Source organism: Roseomonas sp. KE2513 (assembly GCF_016107305.1).
Taxonomy (GTDB): domain Bacteria; phylum Pseudomonadota; class Alphaproteobacteria; order Acetobacterales; family Acetobacteraceae; genus Roseomonas.
Genome location: NZ_RCVR01000013.1, coordinates 1 through 20,845 on the forward strand (window position 1 = coordinate 1; position 20,845 = coordinate 20,845).

Here is a 20,845-nt window from a genome sequence, read left to right on the forward strand (position 1 = left end):
ACCTCGCACTACTCCCCTACCCGCTCAGAGGCTTGGCGCAGGGCGGCGATAGGCACGGCAAGGCCGAGCGCCCGGGCGCGGGATGCGGCAACTGCGACGCCCGCGACCGCCCAGGCTCCATTGCTTCCACGGGCAAGCACCGGTCCTCCGCTGGTCCCGCGCGTGCCGCCGCAGTCATGGACGAGCAGCGTGCGCCCTTCGTGAACGGCACCGCCCAGGAGATGGCAGGAAATGTCCGCCAGAAGGATCTCGGGCCGGTCCTGCTGATAGCCGCCCAGCATCAGGGGTGTCCCAGGCAACGAACCGATGTCGATCAGCGTCAGAGCGGCATCGTTGGACAGGGGCGCGGCGAGGGTGAGGATTGCCCAGTCGGCGCCCGCCGGCGCGCGCGACACCGGGTCGAAGCCGGGGCCAGTGACGAAGCTGCTGGCCCGCCCTTCCCCCCTCCAGGCTCCTCGCCGGTAGCCGAGAAGAAAATGAACGGAGGAAGGCCGCACCCATCTCTTAGCGCCCGGCGCAACAAGGCAGTGCGCGGCGGTCAGCACCTTGCGGGGACTAATGAGGGTGCCCGTGCAACGGCCACCGAGTTCCGTCTGCACCCGCCCGAGCGCCGCCCAGGGCGCGGCACTGGCCTCCACGGGTTGCCGTGGGTCGGCGACGCCGAGGCCGGGCAGTTCCGAGCGGGGGATAAGCGGTTCGCGCGCACCGGCCGTGGAAGGGAGGATAAGCGCTACCAACAGGCACAGGATCACACGGCATCGCCTGCGCGCGCGGGAAGTCCGCCTCGGCCTGCAAAGCGGCGACGAAGAACGATCTGGCATGGATCTTCAGAGAAAGGATGGTGCCGGGTGCGAGAATCGAACTCGCGACCTATCGATTACGAATCGATTGCACTACCGCTGTGCTAACCCGGCCCCGACGCCGTGCCCGCGGGGGCAACGACGTCCTGCGGCGCCTTCTAGCCGCCCCCGCGCGCGGGGGCAACACCACTTGCGTCGCGCGAGGCTCAGGCCGTGGCCACCGCACCGCCCTTGGCCGCCCCGGGATCGACGACCGGCGCACCGCCGGTCCACTCGATGCGGCCGGGTGTGCCGCAGCTCTCGCAGAGCGGTTCCCAGGCCTTGTGCGCCGTGCCGCAGGAGAGGCACTGCCAGCGCGGCTCGGGCGGTGCGGCAGCGGCGAGGCGCAGCCACTTCGCCTCGGCCGCGCGGCCGGCGGCGCTGTCGCCCAGCTCCACCGCGTCCATGTCCACCATCGCCAGATAGGCGCGGCGGTCGGCCTGGCCGGAGGAGACCAGCCCCTCCAGCTCCGCCCGCGCCCGCCCGGTCAGCCCGGCGGCGAGCGCCGTGCGGCCGAGCACGAGGCGGCTCTCGGGATGGCCGCGATTGTCGTGCGTCAGGGCTTCCGCCGACTTCACCCGGGCCAGCGCGTCCACCTCCTCGCCGAGATAAGCGGTGGCGAGGTCGGGGTGCGGGGCGGCGGTCCAGGCGGTCTGCAGCGTGGTCTTTGCGCGGCGCGGGCTGCCCTCTGCCGCCTGCCGCCGGGCAACGGCCAGGGCCGCCGGGGCGAAGCGCGGATCGGCCGAGAGCGCCTCCTTCTCCAAGGTGGCAGCCTTCGTCGCGTCGGGCTCCTGCATGGCGGCCGCCAGGGCGAGCGCCGCGCGCCGGTGGCCGGTGAGCTGCCCGGGTGGGGAGAGGGCCAGCGCCTCGCGCCAGTCACGCGTGCGAAGGGCGAGCGCCGCGCGCTCGGTCTTCACCCACTCGGCGCCGGGCTGGGCGGCCTCGGCCTCGCGCGCGAGTCGCTGCGCGGTCGGCCAGTCCTCCCGCTGCATGGCATCCCGCAGCAGGCCGCGCAGGCCGAGGAACTTGCCGTCCTCCCGCGCCACCAGGGCACGGAAAGCTTCGTTGGCGGCGTCGTTGCGCCCGGCCATGCGCTCGGCCTCGGCGGTCAGCAGCAGGGTGTGCGGCGTATCGCCCAGCAGGCTGCGGGCGCGGCGAATCTCCGTGCGGGCCTGGTCGGGAGTGCCGGCGGCCAGCGCTACCAGGGCACGGGTGACGGCGGCATCGCCGTCGCGGCGGTGCCGCTCGGCCCGGCGGGCACGCATCCGCGCCGGCCAGCCCCGCAGCGACTTCCAGGCGGAGAGGATGCCGTGCAGCACCACGAAGCCGACCACCAGCGCGAGCAGCCCCAGCCAGACGGGGATGCCGATGAAGGTCTGCCCGACGCTGATCTCCACGTTCCCGCCCATCTGGCGGAGGAAGAGCGCGGCCCAGACCCCGAGGGCGAGGAGGATCAGCAGCCAGATCGCGCGGAGCATCAGTTGGACCCCGTGCCAATATCGCGGAGGGCCACGCGGGCCTCCACCAGCTCACGCGCCTGGCCGATCCAGCCGGCCATGGCGTCGCGCGACGGAGCGGGCAGCTTCTCCAGCCGCTCCACCGCGCCGGACAGGTCGCCAGCGTCGAGCGAGCGGCGGGCGCGCTCCAGCTCGCCCGAAACGGCGTCGCCGACCACCACCTGCTCGCCGCGGCGGACGGTAACGAGGCCCTGGAGGCGGGATAGAGCGGTATCGGTCACCGACTGCCCCTGCGGCTCGGCCGCGAGCCGGGCGGCACGGGCCGCGTCCTCGAAGGAGAGGCGCAGCGCGGCCTCGGTCGGCGGCGCCGCGTTGCGATAGCGGGTGAGCGCGACCGGCGGCGTGCCCGGCAGGCCGGAAAGGGCCTGCCCGAGCGGGCGTCCGGCTTCCAGCGCGGCCTGAATGGTGCCGCGGGCGGCGAGCGCGGTCAGCCGACGCTCGGCGGCCTCGGCCTGGGCAAGCCGCTGCTCGAAGCCCTGCACGCGCTGTGCGAGGGCCGCCTCCTGCTGGCCCATGCGCTCGTTCACGCCGGCCTCGGCGCGGGCGAGCCGCTCATCGAGGCTCTTGCCGGCGGCGTCCAGGCGCTGGGCCATGGACTGTCCGGCCGCCTCCACTCGCTGGTTCAGCGCGGCGTCGAGGGCCGCGAGGCGCGGGGCGAAGGCCTGCTCGGCCGCAGTCACGCGGGCGGCGAGGGACTGCTCGGCGCCGGTCAGGCGGTTGGCGAGGGTCGCCTCGGCCTGGGCGATTCGCGCCTCCGTGCGGCGGGCGTCCTCCTGGGCGCGGGTGTCGAGTGCGGCGAGGCGGGCATCGGCCTGGCGCCGCTCCTCCTGCGTCCGGGCGTCGAGCGCCGCGAGGCGATCCTCCAGCCGCTTCAGCCCCTCGGCGGAGGCATTGCGGGCGGTCTCGACCGTGGCGGTCAGGGCCGTGACGCCCGCGCGGGCATCGGCATCCACGACGGGCTTGGCGCCCAGCTCGCGCACGGTCGTCTCGGCGGCGTCCAGCCGGCGCTCGGTGGCAGCGGCGCGCTCGGCGAGGCCAGCGGCGGAGGGACGGGCCTCAAGGGCGGCGAGGCGCGTATCCACCGCGTTCATCCGCGCCGCATCGGCCTGCTGCAGGGCGACAGGGTTGTTCACCGTGGCGCGCGGGCTGGAGAGAAGATAGGCGATGGCGCCGACCAGCACGATCAGCGCGGCCGCGATCGGAAGGATGGCCGGCTCGAATCGCTTCGCGGGCGCGGCGGGCGGGCGAGGCGGCATGGCCGGCGCGGACGAGGAGCCCGCGCCACCGGAGGGCGCTGCGGCACTGGGTGGTACGGGTGCTGTGGCTGCCGGGATCGGTGCAGCTGCGGAAGAAGCGGCGGCCGAGGAGGACGAGGACGAGGCCAGCTCCGCCGCGGAGGGAACGCCGGCGCCGGAGGTCGTCGCGTCCCGCCCGGCGGGGTTAGTCGTGCCGGGCTTGTTCCCCCTGCCTGACGTATCCGCCGCGGACCGGCCCTTGGCGCCGGGTCCCCCGGGGGGCGTGCTGGGCTTGTCGCTCATGAGGTCGGGGTTATCCTTCTGGTCGGGCGTGAGAGGCCAGCGGGGGAGCGGGGCCGAGAAGGCCCAGCAACGTGTCCTGATCCGGTCGCGCCGCCACGTCCAGCCCCCCCCAGGGCAGGCCGTCCAGGGCGCGGGCCACCCGGCCGCTCAACGCGACGGCGCGGATGGCAGTTGCCGCGCCGGACAAGCCGGCCGATCGCAGGAGGGAAGCGGTCGCACGGGCGCTGCGCGGCGAGAGGAATAGCGCCGCGCGGACCGAGCCTGCAACGAGTGCGGCGCGGGCGGGCGCTGGCAGTTCAGCGGCCTCGGCAGCGACATAGGCCTCACGGCGGATGAGGGCGAAGCCGCGGGTGGTAAGGGACGCGGCGAGGTCGTCGCCGTAGCCGCGGCCGGCGGCGAGCAGGAGGGGACCATCGCCCAGAGCCAGCCGGGCGGCGGCGAGGGCCGCGAGCGATTCGGCATCGCCGCCGGCGGCGAACACGGTGGCGAAGCCGGCGGCGCGCGCGGCTTCGGCCGTCCCCTCCCCCACCGCAAGTAGCGGCAACCCCAGCGGGCAGGCGGCCGCGAGGGCGGGAACGGCGGCGGCGCTCGCCACGAGCGCTGCCTGCGCGGCAGGCGCGGGCGGCATCGGCAAGGGCGTGAGGACGAGGGCCGGCGCCAGGATGGGGCGCCAGCCGAGCGACGCGACCCGCGCCGCGGTGGCGGCGGCCCCTGGTTCGGGCCGCGTGATCAGGCAGGCGGGCGCGCCCGCTTCACCCTCGTTCTCAACCAAAGATGTCCGCCGGACTGTCGGCACGGAGGCTGCTGCCCAGCTCCACCCCGATCCGCTCCGCGTCGGCGGCCGGACCGTGCAGGCTGCGCTTGAGAAGGAAGGAACCGTCCGCCCGCGCGACGAGGCCGGTCAGGTGGAGGCGGCCGTCGGGCAGCAGGCGGGCATGGCCACCGATGGGCGTGCGGCAGGAGCCGTCGAGCGAGGCGAGCAGGGCGCGCTCGGCGCGGGAGACGGCGCGGGCCTCCCTGTCCTCAATGCCGGAGAGGAGCTCGTGCAGCTCGGTGTCCTCGGCCCGCACGGTGACGCCGACGATGCCCTGGCCCGCCGCCGGCACCATCGCCTCGGGGTCGATGACCATCATCCCCTCCGGCGCCAGCTCCATCCGGCGCAGCCCGGCGAGGGCAAGAAGCGTGGCGTCCGCCTCCCCTTCCTCCAGCTTGCGGAGGCGGCTCTGGATGTTGCCGCGGATCATCCCGACACGCAGGTCCGGCCGGACGTGCAGCACTTGCGCCTGCCGGCGGAGGCTGGCCGTGCCCAGCCGCGTGCCGGCGGGGATGCTGCCAATCGGGTCCGAGGGGTCGAGAGGCGGCAGGTGCGGGCCGGGGATGAGGACGTCGCGGCTGTCCTCCCGCTTGAGGGTGCAGGCGAGCACCACCCCGGGCGGCATCTCGGTCTCGAGGTCCTTCAGGCTGTGCACCGCGAAGTCGATGCGGCCGTCGAGCAGCGCCTCGTGGATCTCCTTGGCGAAGAGCCCCTTGCCGCCGAGATCCGCCAGGCGCCGGTCTTGGATCCGGTCGCCCGAGGTCTGGATCACATGCTCCTCGAAGGCATTGGCCGCACGGAGCACCGGGCAGAAATGCGTGACCATCCCCACGAAGCAGCGGGTCTGCCAGAGGGCGAGCGGCGAACCGCGCGTGCCCACGCGAAGGGGCAGGGAGCGCATATGGGGCCGCACCCGCGTTGCTTCCGCGGATGCGCCGCCCCCGTGGCTGGAACGGGGGCCGGGATGGGCGAGCGACATGGCGGCCTTATAGAGAGGTTCGCCGCTCTCCGGAAACGACCGGAGCGGGAATCTGCCGCGCATTTCCTCCCCGCGCCTGAATTGCTCTAGAAGCCGCCGCGAGCAGGCGGGGGCATGGCGGATGGACCTGAAGGGTCCGGTCCTGGGCATCGAGAGCAGTTGCGACGAGACGGCGGCGGCCGTGCTGGCGCCAGACGGAACGATCATGGCCGAAGCGGTCTTCAGCCAGACCGAGGACCACGCCCGCTTCGGCGGCGTGGTGCCCGAGCTGGCCGCGCGCGCCCACCTGTCCCACCTGCCGGGCCTGGTGGCCGGGGTGATGGAGCGCGCGGGCGTCGCGCCGGGCGACCTCGGCGGGGTCGCCGCCACCTCCGGCCCTGGACTGATCGGCGGGCTGATCGTGGGCGCGAGCTTCGGCAAGGGCATGGCCCTGTCCCACGGGCTTTCCTTTGTGGCGGTTAACCACCTGGAGGCGCACGCGCTGACGCCCCGGCTTCCCGGGCTGCTGCCGGGCGGGGCTGTCTTCCCCTATCTTCTTCTTCTGCTCTCGGGCGGGCACTGCCAGTGCGTGGCGGTGGAGGGGCTAGGACGCTACCGCCGCCTCGGCACGACCCTGGACGATGCGGTGGGGGAGGCCTTCGACAAGGCGGCCAAGCTGCTCGGCCTGCCCTGGCCCGGCGGCCCGCATCTCGAGCGGCTGGCGGCTGGGGGAGATGCCGCCCGCGTGCCGCTCCCGCGTCCGCTGCTCGGGCGGGCGGGCTGCGACTTCTCCTTCTCCGGCCTCAAGACAGCCGTTGCCCAGGCGGTGGCCAAGGGCGTGGCAGCGCCGGCCGACATCGCCGCCTCCTTTCAGGCCTCGGTCGCCGCAGTAGTGGCTGACCGGGCGCGGCACGCGCTCGCCATGGCGCCGGGCGCGACCGCGCTGGTGGTCTCGGGCGGCGTCGCGGCCAATAGCGGCGTGCGCGCCGCACTGATGGCCGTCGCGGCGGCCGCGGGGCTGCCGATGGTCGCTCCCCCTATCCGCCTCTGCACCGACAACGCGGTGATGGTCGCCTGGGCGGGGATCGAGCGCCTGCGCGCCGGCCTCACCGATCCCTGGGACCACGCCCCACGCCCCCGCTGGCCGCTGGATGAGTTGACCCCGCCCACATGAATTACCGGCACGCCTTCCACGCCGCGAATTTCGCGGACTGCATGAAGCACGCCCTGGTGCATGCCCTTGTCGCGGCGCTGGGCCGGAAGGCGACGCCCTTCCGCGTGCTCGATACCCATGCCGGCATCGGCCTCTACGACCTGCAATCCGAGGAGGCCCGGCGTACCGGAGAATGGCGCGACGGCATTGGACTGCTGGAGGCCATCCAGGACGGCCCGCTCCTGCCCTGGCTCACCCTGGTGCGGAGCTTCACGCCCGGCACCTATCCGGGCAGCCCGGCTCTAATCCGCGCCATGCTGCGGCCGGGGGACTATCTCACCCTCTGCGAGTTGCACCCGGAGGACGCCGCAACGCTGCGCGCGGCCTTCAAGGGCGACCCCCAGGTCTCCGTGCACCGGCGAGACGCCTACGAAGCCATCACCGCCCTTACCCCTTTTCCGGAGCGGCGCGGGTTGGTGCTCTTCGATCCGCCCTTCGAGGTGGAGGACGAGTTCGACCGGCTCTCGGCCGCGATGGCCCGCTTGGCGCAGCGCTTCCGCCCCGCAGTGCAGGCGGCCTGGTATCCAATCAAGCACCGGGCCCCGGTGCGCGCATTCGCCGACGGCATCGCCGCCTTCGGCCTGCGGGACGTGATCGGCTGCGAGCTGTGGCTGCGCGAGCCGACCGACCCGCGGCGGCTGAACGGTTGCGGCCTCCTCGTCGTGAATCCGCCCTACGGCTTCGCGGAGACGGCCCGCTCCCTTCTGGCCGCGCTCCACGCGCGCTTCGACGACCACGAGAAGGGCGGCGGCTGGGCCGTTACAGAGATCGTGCCGGAATGAGCGGGGGCGACAAGGTCGCGGTGATCGGCGCCGGTGCCTGGGGAACCGCACTGGCCATCCAGGCCACGCGCGCGGCCGAAGCGCCGGGGCAGGAAGTGGTTCTCTGGGCAAGGGAGCCGGCGCGGGCGCTCTCGATCGAGGCGCTGCGCGAGAACGCGCGGCACCTGCCGAGCACCCCCCTGCCCCCTGGCCTGGCGGTAACGGGAGATGCGCGAGCGGCGCTGGCCGGCGCCTCCCTCGCGATCCTGGCAGTGCCGACCCAGCACCTGGGCGCCGTGCTGAAGGGATTAGGTGCGCTGCCGCCCTGCGTCGTTGTCGCGAAGGGGGTGGAGACCGGGACGCTGCGCTTCCCGCTGGAAATCCTCGCAGAGGCCCGGCCGCAGCTGCCGGCGGCGGTGCTCTCCGGCCCGAACTTCGCGCATGAGGTTGCGGCGGGGCTTCCCGCCGCGGCCGTAGTGGCGGGGGCGGACGGGGCGCTGCGGGGAGAGGTGATGGCGCGCCTCGCCTCCCCGGGCTTCCGCCTCTACGCCGGCACGGACCCGCTGGGAGTGCAGGTAGCGGGGGCCGCGAAGAATGTGGCGGCGATTGCGGCCGGGGCGGTGATGGGCGCGGGGCTGGGCGAGAACGCTCGCGCCGCCCTCGTCACGCGCTGCCTGGCCGAGATCGCGCGGCTTGTCGTGGCCCTCGGCGGGCGGGCGGAGACAGTAGCGGGGCTCTCGGGCCTCGGCGACCTCATGCTCACCTGCGCGGGGGCGGGCAGCCGGAACTTCTCGCTTGGCCTCGCCCTCGGGCGCGGGGAAGCGGCGGCGGCCGTGCTGGCCGGGCGGCAGTCGGTAACGGAAGGCGTGGCAACGGCGCCGGCCCTTCTCGCCCGCGCGGCGCAGGCGGGGGTGGAGCTGCCGGTCTGCGCCGCCGTTGCCGCCGTGCTGGACGGCACACTGGAAATGGGCGCGGCCGTGGAGCGCCTGATGGGCCGCCCGCCGCGCGCTGAGTAGCCGGCTTGCTATTCCGGCGGGCGGCGAATCGGGCTGCCGTCGCCTTCCTCCGTCCAAGCCGGCAGCTCGATCCAGAAGCGGCTGCCGCCTCCCGGCCGCGGAGCGACGCCGCAGCGGCCGCCGAGGCGCTCGGCCACGCGCCGCACGATCGCAAGCCCAACCCCGGTGCCGGGATAGGCCTCCCGGCCGTGCAGGCGCTCGAAGGGGCGGAACACACGCTCCTCCTGCCCGGGCGCGACGCCGATCCCGCGGTCCTCCACCAGAAGACGGATCGTCCCGACCGAGCCGGGCTCCGTATGGATGAGAACCTCCGGCCTCTGGCCCGGCGCGGTGAACTTCAGCGCATTGCCGAAGAGGTTGCCGAAGGCCTGGGTGAGCGCCGAAAGGTGGCCGCGCACTGCGCCCATCGGGCGGCGCAGCTCGATCCGCGCATTGACAGCGGCGGCTTCCTCCCGCCGGCCGTCCAGGACGGCATCGACCACGTCCTCCAGCGCAACCCGTCTCAGCGGCAGATCCTGCCGCGCGAGGCGGCTGTAGCCGAGAATATCGTCGATCAGCCCGTCCATTCGCGCCGCCGCCCCGGCGATCCGCGCGAGGAAGCCGCGCTCCTCCGCAGCCAGGCGCTCGCCGGCATCCTCCTCCAGCGCGGCCGCGTAGCCGCCGATGACACGGGCGGGGGCACGCAGGTCATGCGAGATGGCCGCGGCGAAGGCCTGCAACTCGTCGTTGGACTCCTCCAGCGCCGCCGTCCGCGCCGTCACCTGGCGCTCCAGGCGGAGGTTTTGCTCGGCCAGCCGGCGCATGTCTCGGCGGCGCAGGACGATGAAGCCCCCGAGGACGGCGGAGATGAGGGCCAGGGCGCCGCAGCCGAGCGCCACCCATGTGGTGAAGCGGGTGCGCTCCTCCTGCATGCGGCTACGTTCCACCAGCAGGTCGCGCGCCACCGCCTCGAACTCGCTGAAGCGGGCGCGGATCTCGTCCATGATCCGGATGCCCCGGTCGGTCCGCACCACCTGCAGAGCGTCGTCAAGTGAGTGCTGGCGAAGGCGGACGGTCTCCGCCAACTCTGCCAGCTTTTCTTCGATGAGCGGGCGGACCGCCAGCAGCCGCCGCCGCTGGTCCGGCAGGCGCACCCGGGCGATCAGGTTCTCCCAATCGTTCCAGATCCGCTGGACCGCCGCGTCATAGGGCTCGAGGTACTGCGCCTCGCCCGTCAAGAGGTAGCCACGCTGGCCGGTTTCGGCGTTGACGATGCCGACGACGACGGACCTGGCGCCGTCCAGCACGGCTACCGTGCCCTCCACCAAGGCCCGCGCCTCCGCGATCCGCCGCAGGTTGATGTTCAGCAGGATGACCCCTGCCATGAGCATCGCCAGGGAGGTAGCCACGGCGACGGCTGCGAGGACCGAGAGGTCGCCTGTCCATCGTGGCCGCCAAGCGGGCGGGCCAAGGCCCCCTCGCCCCGTCGAACGGCCATAGGGCTCTGCCTCGCTCAGCATCGCCATCATGCCCGGGACCGTCTCCTTTCGTCCGCCTCAAGCAAGGGTACATTCCAAGACAAGCAGCCCGCGGCGGGTTTCATCCTGTGGCACGATCGCGCCGAAGGGCTGGGATCAACCCTGGCCAGGGCCGTGTCGTTCTCGGGCGATGCGAATCCTGATTGCCGATGACGACCCTGATTTCCGAGGCCTGGCCGCGCGGGCGATGCGGCGCGAGTTCCCGGAGGCCGAGATCCTGGAAGCCGGCGATCCGGCCACCCTGGACCAGGCGCTGCGGGCGCCGCCCGGCCTGCTCGTCTCCGACCTCGAACTGAACTGGACGACCGGCTTCGAGATCCTGGAGAGGGTTCGGACCGTGGCGCCGGGCTGCCCCGCCGTGATGTTCACCGGCACCGGCAGCGAGGAGGTCGCGGTCCGCGCCATCAAGGCGGGGTTCGACGACTACGTCGTGAAGTCGGCGCGGCAGCTGCAGCGGCTGGCCGCCGCCACGCGGGCGGCCGTGACGAGGGCGGAGACACGACGCGGCCTGGAAGAGAACCGGGACCTCCTGACCCAGGAACTCTACCACCGCCTGCACAACAACCTGCAGCTTGTGGTTGGGTTGATCAGCTTCACCGCCCGCGCGATCGAGGATGCGGACGCGCGAACGAAGCTCCAGGATCTCGGACGGCGCGTGCAGTCGCTCTCCCTGTTGCAGGAGCGGCTCTACCGCGGGGGCGACTTCCGCCGCGTAGACTTCGCGGATTTTCTGGGGCAGCTCGTGGACGACCTGCTCGGGCTCGATAGCCGGGGCGTAAAGGCCTCGGTCGAGGTGGAGGCCACCCCCCTGCCGGTGGACCTGGCGGTGCCCCTCGCCCTGGTCGCGAATGAGTTGATGACCAATTCGCTCCAGCACGCGCGCTTCCCCGAGGACGAGGGGCGGCTGGGCGTCCGCTTCCATCGGATTGACGCGGAGCGCTTCCGCCTTGAGATATCGGATAACGGCAGCGGGGAGCGGCCGGCGGAGCCCAAGGGCGGATCGGGGGGGTTGGGTATGCGGCTGGTCCATCGCCTCGTGCAGCAGGTCGGCGGCGAGATGGAGACCGGCGGGGCATCAGCCCCCGGCACGACATGGCGGATCACGGTTCCAACACGGGGCATCGCCCCCTGAAGGTGCTCGTCGTCGAGGACGAGCTTCTCATCGCAGATTACCTCGGGCAGGTGATCGAGGATGCTGGTCACGAGGTGGTGGGTATCGCGCCGACCGTGGCGGCCGCCCTTCGGCTCCTCGACGGCGGGCCGGTCGATCTCGTCAGTCTTGACGTGAAGCTGCCGGGCGGGGCAGACGGCGTGGACCTCGCGGGGATGCTGCGGGCGCGCGGCGGGCCGCCCTTCCTCTTCGTCACCGGCTCCGGCGACCCGGCCTTCCGCGCGCGCTGCGAGGCGACTGGGCCGCTCGCGATCCTGCAGAAACCCTTGAATCCTGCGGCCCTGACTGCCGTGCTGGCAAGCGCGTGCCGTGGTGCCGAGGGCGGGAGAGAGAGCGGCCAGAGCGGGAGCCCAGCGCGCGACTCGCGCGGGTAGGCCTCAGCCCTTCCACCATCCGGTGATTGCGCCGCCCAGCCACCGCGCGGCATAGGGGCGGAAGGAGGCCAGTGCCTCGTCCAGCTCCGGAGTGGGCGTGGCGATGGAGGCGATCTCCAGTCCATCCGCCGTGGCGAGCGGCGCGCGCTCCCCCAGCCAGGGGTCGGATTGGGGAACCCCCGCGATCGCCTCCATCCGGGCCGGGTCGCGCGCCGCGGCGAGGCAGAGGTCGCGCAGGCGGGCATAGGCGGAGCGCTCCCCCCCGGTCAGTGCGATGCCGTTCGCGGCGGCCAGTCGTTCCAGCGCTGCGACCGCGTCGAGTGCGAAGAGGTGGTAGTGCAGGGCCATGGCGCCGCGCTTTGCTTCCTGCGGGAGGACGCCGCGCTCATCGACCTGGGCGAGCTGCGCGCGAAGGCGGGCCACGCCCCAGTCGAGTTGTACTCGGTTCCCACCCGCGATGCCGGCGGCGGCCACCGCGAGGCCAGCCCAGGCGGCGTGGTTGTTGCGGACGTCGCTGATGATAGCGGTGGAGTTGCGCTCGTAATGGGGCCGCACCGCCTCGGCCACCTCGCCGAGCCAGCGGGCAGTGCGGCCGAGAGCCACGGGGTCGAGCCCCGGCGCCTCGCGGATGGCCAGGAAGGAAAGCGCGGCGCCGGCGAGCGCCCATTTCCTGTGGTAGCCGCCCTGGAGGTTGAAGGCGCCGAGCAGCGCGCCGCCCTTCGCCCATTGGTCCAGCGCCGCGAGGGCGCAGTCTGCCGCCCCGGCCTCGCCCGCGCGGTGCCGGGCGACGGCGCGCTGTACGAGGGTGAGCCATTCGACCAGCGGGCGCCCGGCCTCCGCATCCGCCCGCATCCGCAGGGGATCGGGCCGGGAGAAGGCGGGATCTGCGTAGAAGCCGGTGCTCTCGAGGTTCCGCACGGGGGCGCCGGGTGGCTCGCAGGAGGCGGTGGGGCCGGAAGGCTCGGGCGCCGGAAGGAAGGGCCCGGCGAGCACGGGTGCCCCGCGACGTGCGACCGGCACTGCCGAGAGCGCGGCCGCTGCGGCGGGGAGGAGGGGCGCAGCGCCTTGCGGCACGGCGGCCGCTTCGGGCGCGGGGATGACGACGGGCGCGGCAGGAACAGCGGCGGGTGTCGGCCGGACGGGAGGGCGCGGCGCCGCGAGACCCGGGCGGGATGCGGCGGCGCCCGGCGGCCTTGTGCGCGAAGCCGCAGTGCCCCCGCGCGGCGCGGCAGGCCGGGATGCGGAGGCGCTGCGGGGCGGCACGGCACCGCGCGTTGCCGTGGCGGCCGGGCGGTTAGGTGCGGCGGTCCCCTTGGCCGTCGGCTGCTTACCCGCCGCGGCGGCAGGCTGCTGGCGGGCGGAGGGGCCGGCGCTGGTGCCCGAGGGCCGCGGCGCCTGGGCAAGTGCCGGCCCGGCGAGAAGGCAGGCGAGGATCAGCGCGGCGCGGCGGAACGTCATGTCCCTATTCTGCACCGAGGGGCGGCCCGCGTCAGGCCGCCCTTAGCCCTCGGGGAAGAGGGGCAGCGCGCCCTCGCCCTCGCGCCGGCGCCGGGCGCGGGCGGATTCGGCGGCGCGCAGGCGGAGAAGCTCATCCAGCAGGCGATCCATGGTCTGCCAGAGCGGCTCGTTTCCCTGGCGCTCCTTCATCACCAGCGCATGGGCGGCGAGCGTGACGTTCAGGGTGCCGCGCGTAGTCTCGGGGCGCGGCATGCGCATCTGGACGAGTGCCTTCTCCACCTCCTCGATGGGCGCTCCGATGGTCTCGGCAATAAAGGCGGGCTCGTGGCCGGCGCGGCGGAGGCGGCGCGCCTCGTCGCGCTTGCGGGGCTCAAGGTCGATGGCCGGGCGCAGCATCACCGTGCGGCGCGACATCTCCCCGGAGCCGGAACCCGGCGGCTTTCCCTTGAATGCCATGCCCCATCGTAGCGCAGCCGGGAGCGCAAGGAAGACGCCCCGCGTTCAACCCTCGCGCAGCGCCGCGCCGGCGGCGAGAGGGGCCAGCGGCAGGGCGCCGGCGAGGAAGGCCGCGAGCAGCAGCAGGAAAGGCCGCGCCTCCCCGCCTGCCGAGGCCGCCTCGATCGCCCCGGCGGCGAAGATGACGACGGGCACCGCGAGCGGCAGGACGAGCAGCGGGAGCAGAACCCCTCCCCGGCGCGCGCCGAGGGTCAGCGCCGCGCCCACCGTGCCGAGAAGGGAGAGGACGGCGGAGGCGAGTCCGAGGGCGAGAATCGCCACGCCCCAGGCCTCGGTCGGCAGGGCAAGAAGGGCGGCGGCGACAGGCGTTGCGAGGATCAGGGGCACACCCGTCACGGCCCAGTGCGCTGCGGCCTTGGCGCCGGCCAGCGCGGCGGGCGGGAGGCCGGCGGTGAGCAGCAGGTCGAGCGAGCCGTCCTCCGCCTCCGCCGCGAAGAGGCGGTCGAGCGGCAGCAGGGCGGCGAGCAGCGCCGCCGTAACGAGCGCGCCCGGCGCCAGCCGCGCCAGTGCCTCGGGCGAGGGCCCGATGCCGAAAGGAAACAGCGCGCAGACGATGACGAAGAAGAGCACCGCTGCCAGCGCCTCCGCGGGGTGGCGCAGGGCAAGGCGCAGCTCGCGCAGGAAGACGGCGATCAAAGCGGCAACTCGCGCGCGCCGGGCAGTGGCAGCGGCAGGTGGGTGGCGGCCAGGACGATCCCGCCGCGCGCGCGATGCGTCGCGAGGATGGTGCCGAGCCGCGCGACCGAGGCAGTGTCGAGCCCGAGCGTCGGTTCGTCCAGTAGCCAAAGGGGCGCATCGCCGAGCAGCAAGCGGGCGAGCGCCAGCCGGCGGCGCTGCCCGGCCGAGAGGGTACGGCAGGGCAGCCTCGCCAAGGCGGAGAGGCCCAGCGCTGCCAGCGCCGCCGCCGGATCGCCGCCGCGCAAACGAGCCCAGAAGGCGAGGTCCTCCGCCGGTGTCATGGCTGGCTTGATGGCGTCCTGGTGGCCGAGATAGCGGGTGCGCGCGCCGTGGGCAGCGGGATCGAGGGCGATCTCCTCCCCCTCCCAGTTCAGCCTTCCGGCGGCGGGACGAAGCAGGCCGGCCAGCACGCGCAGGAGGGTCGACTTGCCGGCGCCGTTCGGCCCGAGGAGCAGCAGCGCCTCCCCCGGTTCGGCCCGCAGGGAGAGGCCGGCGAAGACCACCCTGCCGCCGCGCCGGGCGGCCAGTTCATCCGCCGCCAGCAAGCTGCCATACCCCCAAGGTATCGGTCCTGCCCCTGGACCGGAAAGCACCGCCATGCTTCAAGCAGCCACGAAATTCAAGCATGCCCAGGGGAGTTGCGACGCATGAGCAAGATCGGCCAGGACACCCTCAAGACGCGGCGCACGCTGTCCGTCGACGGCAAGACTTATCATTACTTCTCCATCCCTGAAGCCGGTAAGGCCCTGGGCACCGACTTCGCCCGCCTGCCGAACAGCCTGAAGGTTTTGCTGGAGAACGTCCTCCGCTTCGAGAACGGCGGCACCTACAAGGTTGATGACGCCAAGGCGATCGCCGGCTGGCTCGAGAAGGGCCAGTCCGACCGCGAGGTTCCCTTCCGCCCCGCGCGCATCCTGATGCAGGACTTCACGGGCGTCCCCGCCGTGGTTGACCTGGCGGCCATGCGCGACGGCATGCTGAAGCTCGGCGGTGACCCGCAGAAGGTGAATCCGCTGGTCCCGGTCGACCTCGTCATCGACCACTCCGTGATGGTGGACGTCTCCGGCACCGCCGACGCTCTGAAGAAGAACGTCGACATCGAGTACGAGCGCAACGGCGAGCGCTACGAGTTCCTCCGCTGGGGCTCGGCCGCCTTCGATAACTTCCGCGTCGTTCCCCCGGGCACCGGCATCTGCCACCAGGTGAACCTCGAGTACCTCGCCCAGGTGGTCTGGACCGCGACCGATGCCGGTGACGAGTACGCTTATCCCGACAGCTGCTACGGCACCGACAGCCACACCACGATGGTGAACGGCCTCGGCGTGCTCGGCTGGGGCGTGGGCGGCATCGAGGCCGAGGCCGCGATGCTCGGCCAGGCCATCGCCATGCTCATCCCCGACGTCATCGGCTTTAAGCTGACCGGCAAGCTGCGCGAGGGCGTCACCGCCACCGACCTCGTGCTGACCGTCACGCAGATGCTCCGCAAGAAGGGCGTCGTCGGCAAGTTCGTCGAGTTCTACGGCCAGGGCCTGACGCACCTGCCCGTCGCCGACCGCGCGACGATCGGCAATATGGCGCCCGAGTACGGCGCGACCTGCGGCTTCTTCCCGGTGGACGAGGCGACGCTCGGCTATCTCCGCCTCTCCGGCCGCGAGGAGCACCGCATCGCCCTCGTGAAGGCCTTCGCCCAGGCCCAGGGCATGTGGCGCGATGACTCCACGCCGGACCCGGTCTTCACCGACACGCTGGAGCTCGACCTCTCCACCGTGCAGCCCTCCATGGCCGGGCCGAAGCGGCCGCAGGACAAGGTGGTGCTGACGGACATCGCCACCTCCTTCGCGAAGGAGTTGCCGAACCTCACGCCCCCGGGCGCCCCGCCGGCCGATGCGCGCGTGGCGGTCACCGGCGCGAACTACGACCTCGGGCACGGCGACGTGGTGATCGCGGCGATCACCTCCTGCACCAACACCTCCAATCCCTATGTGCTCGTGGCCGCCGGCCTCGTGGCGCAGAAGGCGCGGGCCAAGGGGCTGAAGCCCAAACCCTGGGTGAAGACCTCGCTCGCCCCCGGCTCCCAGGTGGTGACGGACTACCTGAACGCCTCCGGCCTGCAGCCCGAGTTGGACGCGCTGGGCTTCCAGACCGTCGGCTACGGCTGCACCACCTGCATCGGCAACTCCGGCCCGCTCGAGGATGCCATCGTGGACGCGGTCGAGGAGAACAAGCTCGTCGTCGCCTCCGTCCTCTCGGGCAACCGCAACTTCGAGGGCCGCGTGCACCCGAACGTGCGCGCGAACTATCTCGCCTCCCCGCCCCTGGTGGTCGCTTATGCCCTGGCCGGCACCATCACGAAGGACATCACCACGGCGCCGCTCGGCACCGGCAGCGATGGCCAGCCCGTCTACCTGAAGGACATCTGGCCGGAGCAGGCGGAGATTAACGAGGTCGTCCACCGCGTCCTCACCCGCACGATGTTCCAGTCCCGCTACGCCGACGTCTTCAAGGGCGACGAGCACTGGCAGGGCATCCAGGTTGAGATGGGCAGCGACACCTACCGCTGGAACTCCGGCTCCACCTACGTGCAGAACCCGCCCTATTTTGAGGGCATCTCGCCCGAGCCCGCGCCGGTCGCCTCCGTGTCGGGCGCCCGCATCCTGGCGGAGCTCGCGGACAGCATCACGACCGATCACATCTCCCCGGCCGGCTCCATCAAGAAGGCCTCGCCCGCCGGCGAGTACCTGCTGGAACACCAGGTCCGGCAGGCCGACTTCAACTCCTACGGCGCCCGCCGCGGGAACCATGAGGTCATGATGCGCGGTACCTTCGCCAATATCCGCATCAAGAACGAGCTCGTCCCGGGCATCGAGGGCGGCATCACCAAGCACTACCCCTCGGGCGACGTCATGCCGATCTACGACGCGGCCATGAAGTACAAGGCCGAGGGCGTGCCGCTGGTGATCTTTGGCGGCAAGGAATACGGCACCGGCTCCTCCCGCGACTGGGCGGCCAAGGGCACGATGCTGCTCGGCGTGAAGGCCGTGATCGCCGAGAGCTTCGAGCGCATCCACCGCTCGAACCTCGTGGGCATGGGCGTGCTGCCGCTGGTGTTCAAGCCGGGCGAGGACCGCAAGAGCCTCGGCATCACCGGCAACGAGACCGTGGATATTCTCGGCCTTGAGAACCTCAAGCCGCGCATGCTGCTCGACATCGTCATCCACCGCGCCGACGGCACCGAGGTCCGCACCCAGGTCCAGTGCCGCGTCGATACGGCGGACGAGGTTGAGTACTACAAGCAGGGCGGCATCCTGCACTACGTGCTCCGCAGCATGGCCGGGGTTAAGGTCGCCGCCTGATCTAAGGTCTACGGCGAAGAAGTTGAGGGGGCGCGGTCCGAAGGGTCCGCGCCCCTTTTCGCATGCAGGCCGTACCGCCCGCGAAACCCTGCCGCGCTGCCCCGCGTTCGCCCGGCGCAAAAGGGGGAGCTAGGGTTCTGGACGTTCGGCGCCCCATGAGGCGGGCTGTCCTGGTGATGAACGGGCGGGCGGGAACGCTCTCGGCCCGTCCTGAACTGCCGCAGCTTATTCCGCAGGCCCTGCGCAGCGCGGGCTTCGACCTCACCATCATCGCCGAGGACGCCGCGCCCAACATGCAGGGGCGGGTGGAGGCGGCCATCGCCACCGATGCGCCGATCGTCATCGTCGGCGGCGGCGACGGGACCATCCGCAGCGTCGCTGCGCGCCTTGGCGAGAGCGGCAAGATCCTCGCGGTCCTGCCGCTCGGCACGCTCAACCTCCTTGCCCGCGACCTCGGCATGCCGCTCGATCCCGTGGAGGCGGCGCTCGCCCTTGGCCGCGCAACCGAGCGGCGGATCGATGTCGGGGAGGTGAACGGCGAGGTTTTCCTCTGCCAGTCCGTCATCGGGCTGCCGAACACGATCAATCGCTACCGCGAGTTGCACCGGCGCGAGAAGACCTGGCGCTCCCTGCTGAAGGTCTTCATCGCGGCTTTCCGCACGCTGCTGCGCCAGCGGCCGCACCGGCTGATGGTCAACGCACCGGGCTGGCACAAGCCCTGGCGGATCTGGACCCGGGCCCTCTCGGTCGTGAACAACGACTATGAGGAGGGGACAGGGCGGATGTTCCACCGCCCCCGCCTCGATGGGGGGGCGCTGCACCTCTATGTCAGCCGCCGCTTCTCCATCGGTTGGTCGGCGAAGATGTTGCTGGCCATGGCGCTCGGCATCTGGAAGCGGTCGCGCGAGATCGAGATCGTCTCCGGCCCGGCCTTCACCATCCGTTCCCGCCGCCGACGCCTTCGGGTGATGAACGACGGCGAGGCCTGCATCCTGGCGACGCCTCTGCAATACGCCATCCACCCGCGCGCGCTCACGGTCCTTGCCCCGCCGGAGTCGGGACGGTGAGGATCATCGACCACATCTCCGACCTCCATTTCCGACGGGTCGACCTGCGGGCCGCGGACGCGCTGCTGGAACGGCTGAACTCGGACCCCGCCCACCTCGTCGTGATCTCGGGCGACCTGACGATGCGCGCCCGCCCGCGCGAGTTCCGCGCCGCCCGCGCTTTCCTCGACGCGCTGAAGGTGCCCTGGCTGGCGGTGCCGGGGAACCACGACATCACCGCCTATTACCTTTGGGAACGCCTGCTGGATCCTTTCGGGCGGTGGCAGTCGATGATCGCGCCTGACACCGAGCCGATGTTCGAGGACGAAGAGATCCAGGTGATCGGCCTCAACACCGTCTCGCGCGGAGGGCTGCACCTCAACTGGGAGAACGGGAAAATCCCCCGCTCCGGCCTGCTGCGACTGCTCCGCCGGCTCAGGCGCCTGCCGGAGGGGCCCTTCCGGATCGTCGTGGCCCATCACCCCTTCCTCGCGCCGCCGGAGCGGCCGGACACGCCGGTGGTGAAGCGCGGGGAGCGGGCGCTGCGGGACCTCGCCCAGTCCGGCGTGCGGCTGGTGCTCTCCGGGCACCTGCATGTGGGCTACCACAACCTGCACGCCGTCACCGCGGCGGAAGGGGATACGCTGCTCGTGCTGCAGGCGGGCTCGGCCATCTCCACCCGGCTCAGGGGGGAGCAGAACGCCTATAATCGCGTGGTGGTGGAGAACGGCCGGGCCAGTTGGACGGCGCATCACTGGGATGGCGAGAGGTGGTCCTAGAGAGCGGCGCGGCCCTTCACTCCGCCCGCCAACGCCAAGCCACCGGAAGCGCGAGGGCGCAAAGCCCTGCCATGGCCAGGAAGGCGCCGGGGCCCACGGCGGCATAGAGCGCCCCGGCCGCCAGCATCGCCAGGGCTTGCGCCCCGGTATTGCCGAGTGCGGCGTGCAGGCTCTGGGCCGAGAGCGCCTCCCCCGGCGGCGCATGGGCCGAAAGCCAGCGCATGGCGCCGAGATACTGCGCGCCGAAGGTGAGCGCGTGCAGGAGTTGCAGCGGCACGAGGACCCAGAGCTCGGTCGTGGCCGCCAGGGCAGACCAGCGCAGCAGCCCCGCGCCTGCCGCCAGCAGCATGAGGGCACGGGGAGAGAGGCGCCCGAGGAGCGGCCGCGCCCAGAAGAAGAGCAGCACCTCCGCCAGCACCCCCTCGGACCAAAGAAGGCCAATTGTGTCCGGGGAGTGCCCGGCGCGCGCCCAGTGGATGGAGGAGAAGCCGTAATAGGCGGCGTGGCTTCCCTGGACGAGCCCGGTGATGGCGACCAGCCGCCCGAAGCCTGGCAGGCGCAGTAGGTGGAGCGCGAAAATGCTTCGAAGCCCACCCTTTGCCGCGGTGGGCGGACCTGGTGCCCGTTCAGCGCGGGGAAGAGCCCAGGCGGTGAGGGCGGCGGCGGCGTAGCATACACCCAGGAGCCATGGCATGGCGGAGTAGCCGATCCAGGAGGCCACGGCCCCGGCCCCGGTCGCCGCGAGGATGAAGGCCGCCGACCCGGCCGAGCGGACGCGACCGAAATCCGCGCCGGCGCGGCGGGTGGCGGCCAGGGTCAGGGCTTCGCCCAGGGGTCCAAGGGGCGCCATGGCGGCCGCGAAGGCCAGCTGCACGACCAGCACCGCCAGGAACCCCTCGGCCGGCAGGAACAGGAGCGCGGCGAGCGCGGCCGCCGCGGCGCAAGGCGCCAGGACCAGCCGCCCGTCCCCCAGCCGGTCCGCGAGGCGCCCGAAGGCGGGGCCGACGGCGAAGCGCACCAGCGAGCCCGCGAAGAGCACCCCCGCCACCGCTTCCGGCCCAAGTCCCTTGCCGGCAAGGAAGGGGGGCAGGAAGGGCATGGTCACGCCCACGCCGAGGAAGCAGGTGCCAAGCAGCAGGGCAAGGCGGACCAGTGGCTCCGGTGGCGGCTTGCCCGACGGCTGAGGATCGGCGGCGGCAAGTCCCTCGCTCTGCGCGTGTGTGGCCCGATCGTCACCGCTGGGGAGGGATTCGGCGGCGGGCGAGGGTCCGGAAAGCGGTGCGTTCATGGGCCGCCC

At 72.6% G+C, this 20,845-nt stretch carries 19 protein-coding genes and 1 tRNA gene; 8 read left to right on the top strand and 12 right to left on the bottom strand.

The features are described from left to right. Positions 1-8 precede the first annotated feature (8 nt). From D9599_RS14405 to hemC, 6 genes are all read right to left on the bottom strand, one after another. Positions 9-752: a trypsin-like serine protease gene (locus D9599_RS14405; protein WP_198381938.1), complete on the bottom strand. Its 744-nt coding sequence runs from the start codon at positions 750-752 to the stop codon at positions 9-11. Positions 753-839: 87 nt separating this feature from the next. Continuing rightward, positions 840-914, bottom strand: a tRNA-Thr gene (locus tag D9599_RS14410). Positions 915-1,006: 92 nt separating this feature from the next. Then, positions 1,007-2,317 carry a heme biosynthesis HemY N-terminal domain-containing protein gene (locus D9599_RS14415; protein ID WP_198381939.1) on the bottom strand — a complete coding sequence of 437 codons (1,311 nt, stop codon included), beginning with the start codon at positions 2,315-2,317 and terminating at the stop codon, positions 1,007-1,009. Beyond that, the gene (locus D9599_RS14420; RefSeq protein WP_198381940.1) at positions 2,317-3,894 is read right to left on the bottom strand and encodes a mitofilin family membrane protein; all 1,578 of its coding nucleotides are present in this window, start codon (positions 3,892-3,894) and stop codon (positions 2,317-2,319) included. The genes D9599_RS14415 and D9599_RS14420 overlap by 1 nt, the downstream gene beginning before the upstream one ends. 10 nt (positions 3,895-3,904) lie before the next feature. Next, the gene (locus D9599_RS14425; protein ID WP_198381941.1) at positions 3,905-4,666 is read right to left on the bottom strand and encodes a uroporphyrinogen-III synthase; all 762 of its coding nucleotides are present in this window, start codon (positions 4,664-4,666) and stop codon (positions 3,905-3,907) included. Then, positions 4,659-5,687, bottom strand: a complete 1,029-nt coding sequence (gene hemC, locus D9599_RS14430; protein WP_198382133.1) for a hydroxymethylbilane synthase — start codon at positions 5,685-5,687, stop codon at positions 4,659-4,661. Before hemC ends, D9599_RS14425 begins: the two co-directional genes overlap by 8 nt. A gap of 121 nt (positions 5,688-5,808) precedes the next feature. Between hemC and tsaD the strand changes: the two genes are divergently transcribed. The 3 genes from tsaD to D9599_RS14445 are packed head-to-tail and all read left to right on the top strand — an operon-like array spanning position 5,809 to position 8,656. Continuing rightward, positions 5,809-6,840 (top strand): tRNA (adenosine(37)-N6)-threonylcarbamoyltransferase complex transferase subunit TsaD, encoded by a 1,032-nt coding sequence (gene tsaD / locus D9599_RS14435; RefSeq protein WP_198381942.1) that lies wholly within the window; start codon positions 5,809-5,811, stop codon positions 6,838-6,840. Beyond that, positions 6,837-7,661 (top strand): 23S rRNA (adenine(2030)-N(6))-methyltransferase RlmJ, encoded by an 825-nt coding sequence (locus tag D9599_RS14440; protein ID WP_198381943.1) that lies wholly within the window; start codon positions 6,837-6,839, stop codon positions 7,659-7,661. Before tsaD ends, D9599_RS14440 begins: the two co-directional genes overlap by 4 nt. Further along, positions 7,658-8,656 carry an NAD(P)H-dependent glycerol-3-phosphate dehydrogenase gene (locus D9599_RS14445; protein ID WP_198381944.1) on the top strand — a complete coding sequence of 333 codons (999 nt, stop codon included), beginning with the start codon at positions 7,658-7,660 and terminating at the stop codon, positions 8,654-8,656. Before D9599_RS14440 ends, D9599_RS14445 begins: the two co-directional genes overlap by 4 nt. An 8-nt stretch (positions 8,657-8,664) precedes the next feature. Here D9599_RS14445 and D9599_RS14450 read toward each other — a convergent pair whose 3' ends face one another. Next, positions 8,665-10,164 (bottom strand): CHASE3 domain-containing protein, encoded by a 1,500-nt coding sequence (locus D9599_RS14450; RefSeq protein WP_198381945.1) that lies wholly within the window; start codon positions 10,162-10,164, stop codon positions 8,665-8,667. A 139-nt stretch (positions 10,165-10,303) separates the two neighbouring features. On the opposite strand from D9599_RS14450, the gene D9599_RS14455 reads away from it, so the two are divergent. Continuing rightward, a complete protein-coding gene (locus tag D9599_RS14455) occupies positions 10,304-11,305 on the top strand; it encodes a sensor histidine kinase (protein ID WP_198381946.1) in 1,002 nt (333 codons plus the stop codon). Beyond that, positions 11,266-11,718: a response regulator gene (locus D9599_RS14460; RefSeq protein ID WP_198381947.1), complete on the top strand. Its 453-nt coding sequence runs from the start codon at positions 11,266-11,268 to the stop codon at positions 11,716-11,718. The genes D9599_RS14455 and D9599_RS14460 overlap by 40 nt, the downstream gene beginning before the upstream one ends. 3 nt (positions 11,719-11,721) lie before the next feature. On the opposite strand, the gene D9599_RS14465 is transcribed toward D9599_RS14460, so the two are convergent. From D9599_RS14465 to ccmA, 4 genes are read right to left on the bottom strand one after another with little or no spacing between them, the layout of a single operon-like run. After that, positions 11,722-13,176 carry an alginate lyase family protein gene (locus D9599_RS14465; RefSeq protein WP_198381948.1) on the bottom strand — a complete coding sequence of 485 codons (1,455 nt, stop codon included), beginning with the start codon at positions 13,174-13,176 and terminating at the stop codon, positions 11,722-11,724. Between the two features lie 42 nt (positions 13,177-13,218). Next, positions 13,219-13,632 (bottom strand): hypothetical protein, encoded by a 414-nt coding sequence (locus D9599_RS14470; protein WP_198381949.1) that lies wholly within the window; start codon positions 13,630-13,632, stop codon positions 13,219-13,221. A gap of 45 nt (positions 13,633-13,677) precedes the next feature. Beyond that, on the bottom strand, positions 13,678-14,328 hold the full coding sequence (gene ccmB / locus D9599_RS14475; protein WP_198381950.1) for a heme exporter protein CcmB: 651 nt from the start codon (positions 14,326-14,328) through the stop codon (positions 13,678-13,680). After that, positions 14,325-14,969: a heme ABC exporter ATP-binding protein CcmA gene (ccmA, locus tag D9599_RS14480; RefSeq protein ID WP_198381951.1), complete on the bottom strand. Its 645-nt coding sequence runs from the start codon at positions 14,967-14,969 to the stop codon at positions 14,325-14,327. Before ccmA ends, ccmB begins: the two co-directional genes overlap by 4 nt. Positions 14,970-15,017: 48 nt before the next feature. Between ccmA and acnA the strand changes: the two genes are divergently transcribed. The 3 genes from acnA to D9599_RS14495 all read left to right on the top strand — a co-directional run bounded on the left by acnA (position 15,018) and on the right by D9599_RS14495 (position 19,548). After that, complete coding sequence (acnA, locus tag D9599_RS14485) at positions 15,018-17,723, top strand: aconitate hydratase AcnA (protein WP_198381952.1); 2,706 nt, start codon at positions 15,018-15,020, stop codon at positions 17,721-17,723. 155 nt (positions 17,724-17,878) lie between these two features. Further along, positions 17,879-18,790 (top strand): diacylglycerol kinase family protein, encoded by a 912-nt coding sequence (locus D9599_RS14490; protein ID WP_198381953.1) that lies wholly within the window; start codon positions 17,879-17,881, stop codon positions 18,788-18,790. Next, positions 18,787-19,548, top strand: a complete 762-nt coding sequence (locus D9599_RS14495) for a metallophosphoesterase (protein ID WP_198381954.1) — start codon at positions 18,787-18,789, stop codon at positions 19,546-19,548. Before D9599_RS14490 ends, D9599_RS14495 begins: the two co-directional genes overlap by 4 nt. A 16-nt stretch (positions 19,549-19,564) precedes the next feature. Here D9599_RS14495 and D9599_RS14500 read toward each other — a convergent pair whose 3' ends face one another. Then, entirely contained in the window at positions 19,565-20,836 is a 1,272-nt protein-coding gene (locus D9599_RS14500; RefSeq protein ID WP_198381955.1) for an MFS transporter, read from the bottom strand. Positions 20,837-20,845 lie beyond the last annotated feature (9 nt).

Excerpts from the sequence above, each read along its gene's own strand:
- D9599_RS14465 (WP_198381948.1), bottom strand. The coding sequence starts at position 13,176 with ATGACGTTCCGCCGCGCCGCGCTGATCCTCGCCTGCCTTCTCGCCGGG.
- D9599_RS14445 (WP_198381944.1), top strand. The coding sequence starts at position 7,658 with ATGAGCGGGGGCGACAAGGTCGCGGTGATCGGCGCCGGTGCCTGGGGA.
- D9599_RS14420 (WP_198381940.1), bottom strand. The coding sequence starts at position 3,894 with ATGAGCGACAAGCCCAGCACGCCCCCCGGGGGACCCGGCGCCAAGGGC.
- D9599_RS14460 (WP_198381947.1), top strand. The coding sequence starts at position 11,266 with ATGGCGGATCACGGTTCCAACACGGGGCATCGCCCCCTGAAGGTGCTC.
- D9599_RS14470 (WP_198381949.1), bottom strand. The coding sequence starts at position 13,632 with ATGGCATTCAAGGGAAAGCCGCCGGGTTCCGGCTCCGGGGAGATGTCG.
- D9599_RS14440 (WP_198381943.1), top strand. The coding sequence starts at position 6,837 with ATGAATTACCGGCACGCCTTCCACGCCGCGAATTTCGCGGACTGCATG.
- D9599_RS14415 (WP_198381939.1), bottom strand. The coding sequence starts at position 2,317 with ATGCTCCGCGCGATCTGGCTGCTGATCCTCCTCGCCCTCGGGGTCTGG.
- hemC (WP_198382133.1), bottom strand. The coding sequence starts at position 5,687 with ATGTCGCTCGCCCATCCCGGCCCCCGTTCCAGCCACGGGGGCGGCGCA.
- acnA (WP_198381952.1), top strand. The coding sequence starts at position 15,018 with ATGAGCAAGATCGGCCAGGACACCCTCAAGACGCGGCGCACGCTGTCC.
- D9599_RS14455 (WP_198381946.1), top strand. The coding sequence starts at position 10,304 with ATGCGAATCCTGATTGCCGATGACGACCCTGATTTCCGAGGCCTGGCC.
- tsaD (WP_198381942.1), top strand. The coding sequence starts at position 5,809 with ATGGACCTGAAGGGTCCGGTCCTGGGCATCGAGAGCAGTTGCGACGAG.
- ccmA (WP_198381951.1), bottom strand. The coding sequence starts at position 14,969 with ATGGCGGTGCTTTCCGGTCCAGGGGCAGGACCGATACCTTGGGGGTAT.
- D9599_RS14490 (WP_198381953.1), top strand. The coding sequence starts at position 17,879 with ATGAGGCGGGCTGTCCTGGTGATGAACGGGCGGGCGGGAACGCTCTCG.
- D9599_RS14450 (WP_198381945.1), bottom strand. The coding sequence starts at position 10,164 with ATGATGGCGATGCTGAGCGAGGCAGAGCCCTATGGCCGTTCGACGGGG.
- D9599_RS14500 (WP_198381955.1), bottom strand. The coding sequence starts at position 20,836 with ATGAACGCACCGCTTTCCGGACCCTCGCCCGCCGCCGAATCCCTCCCC.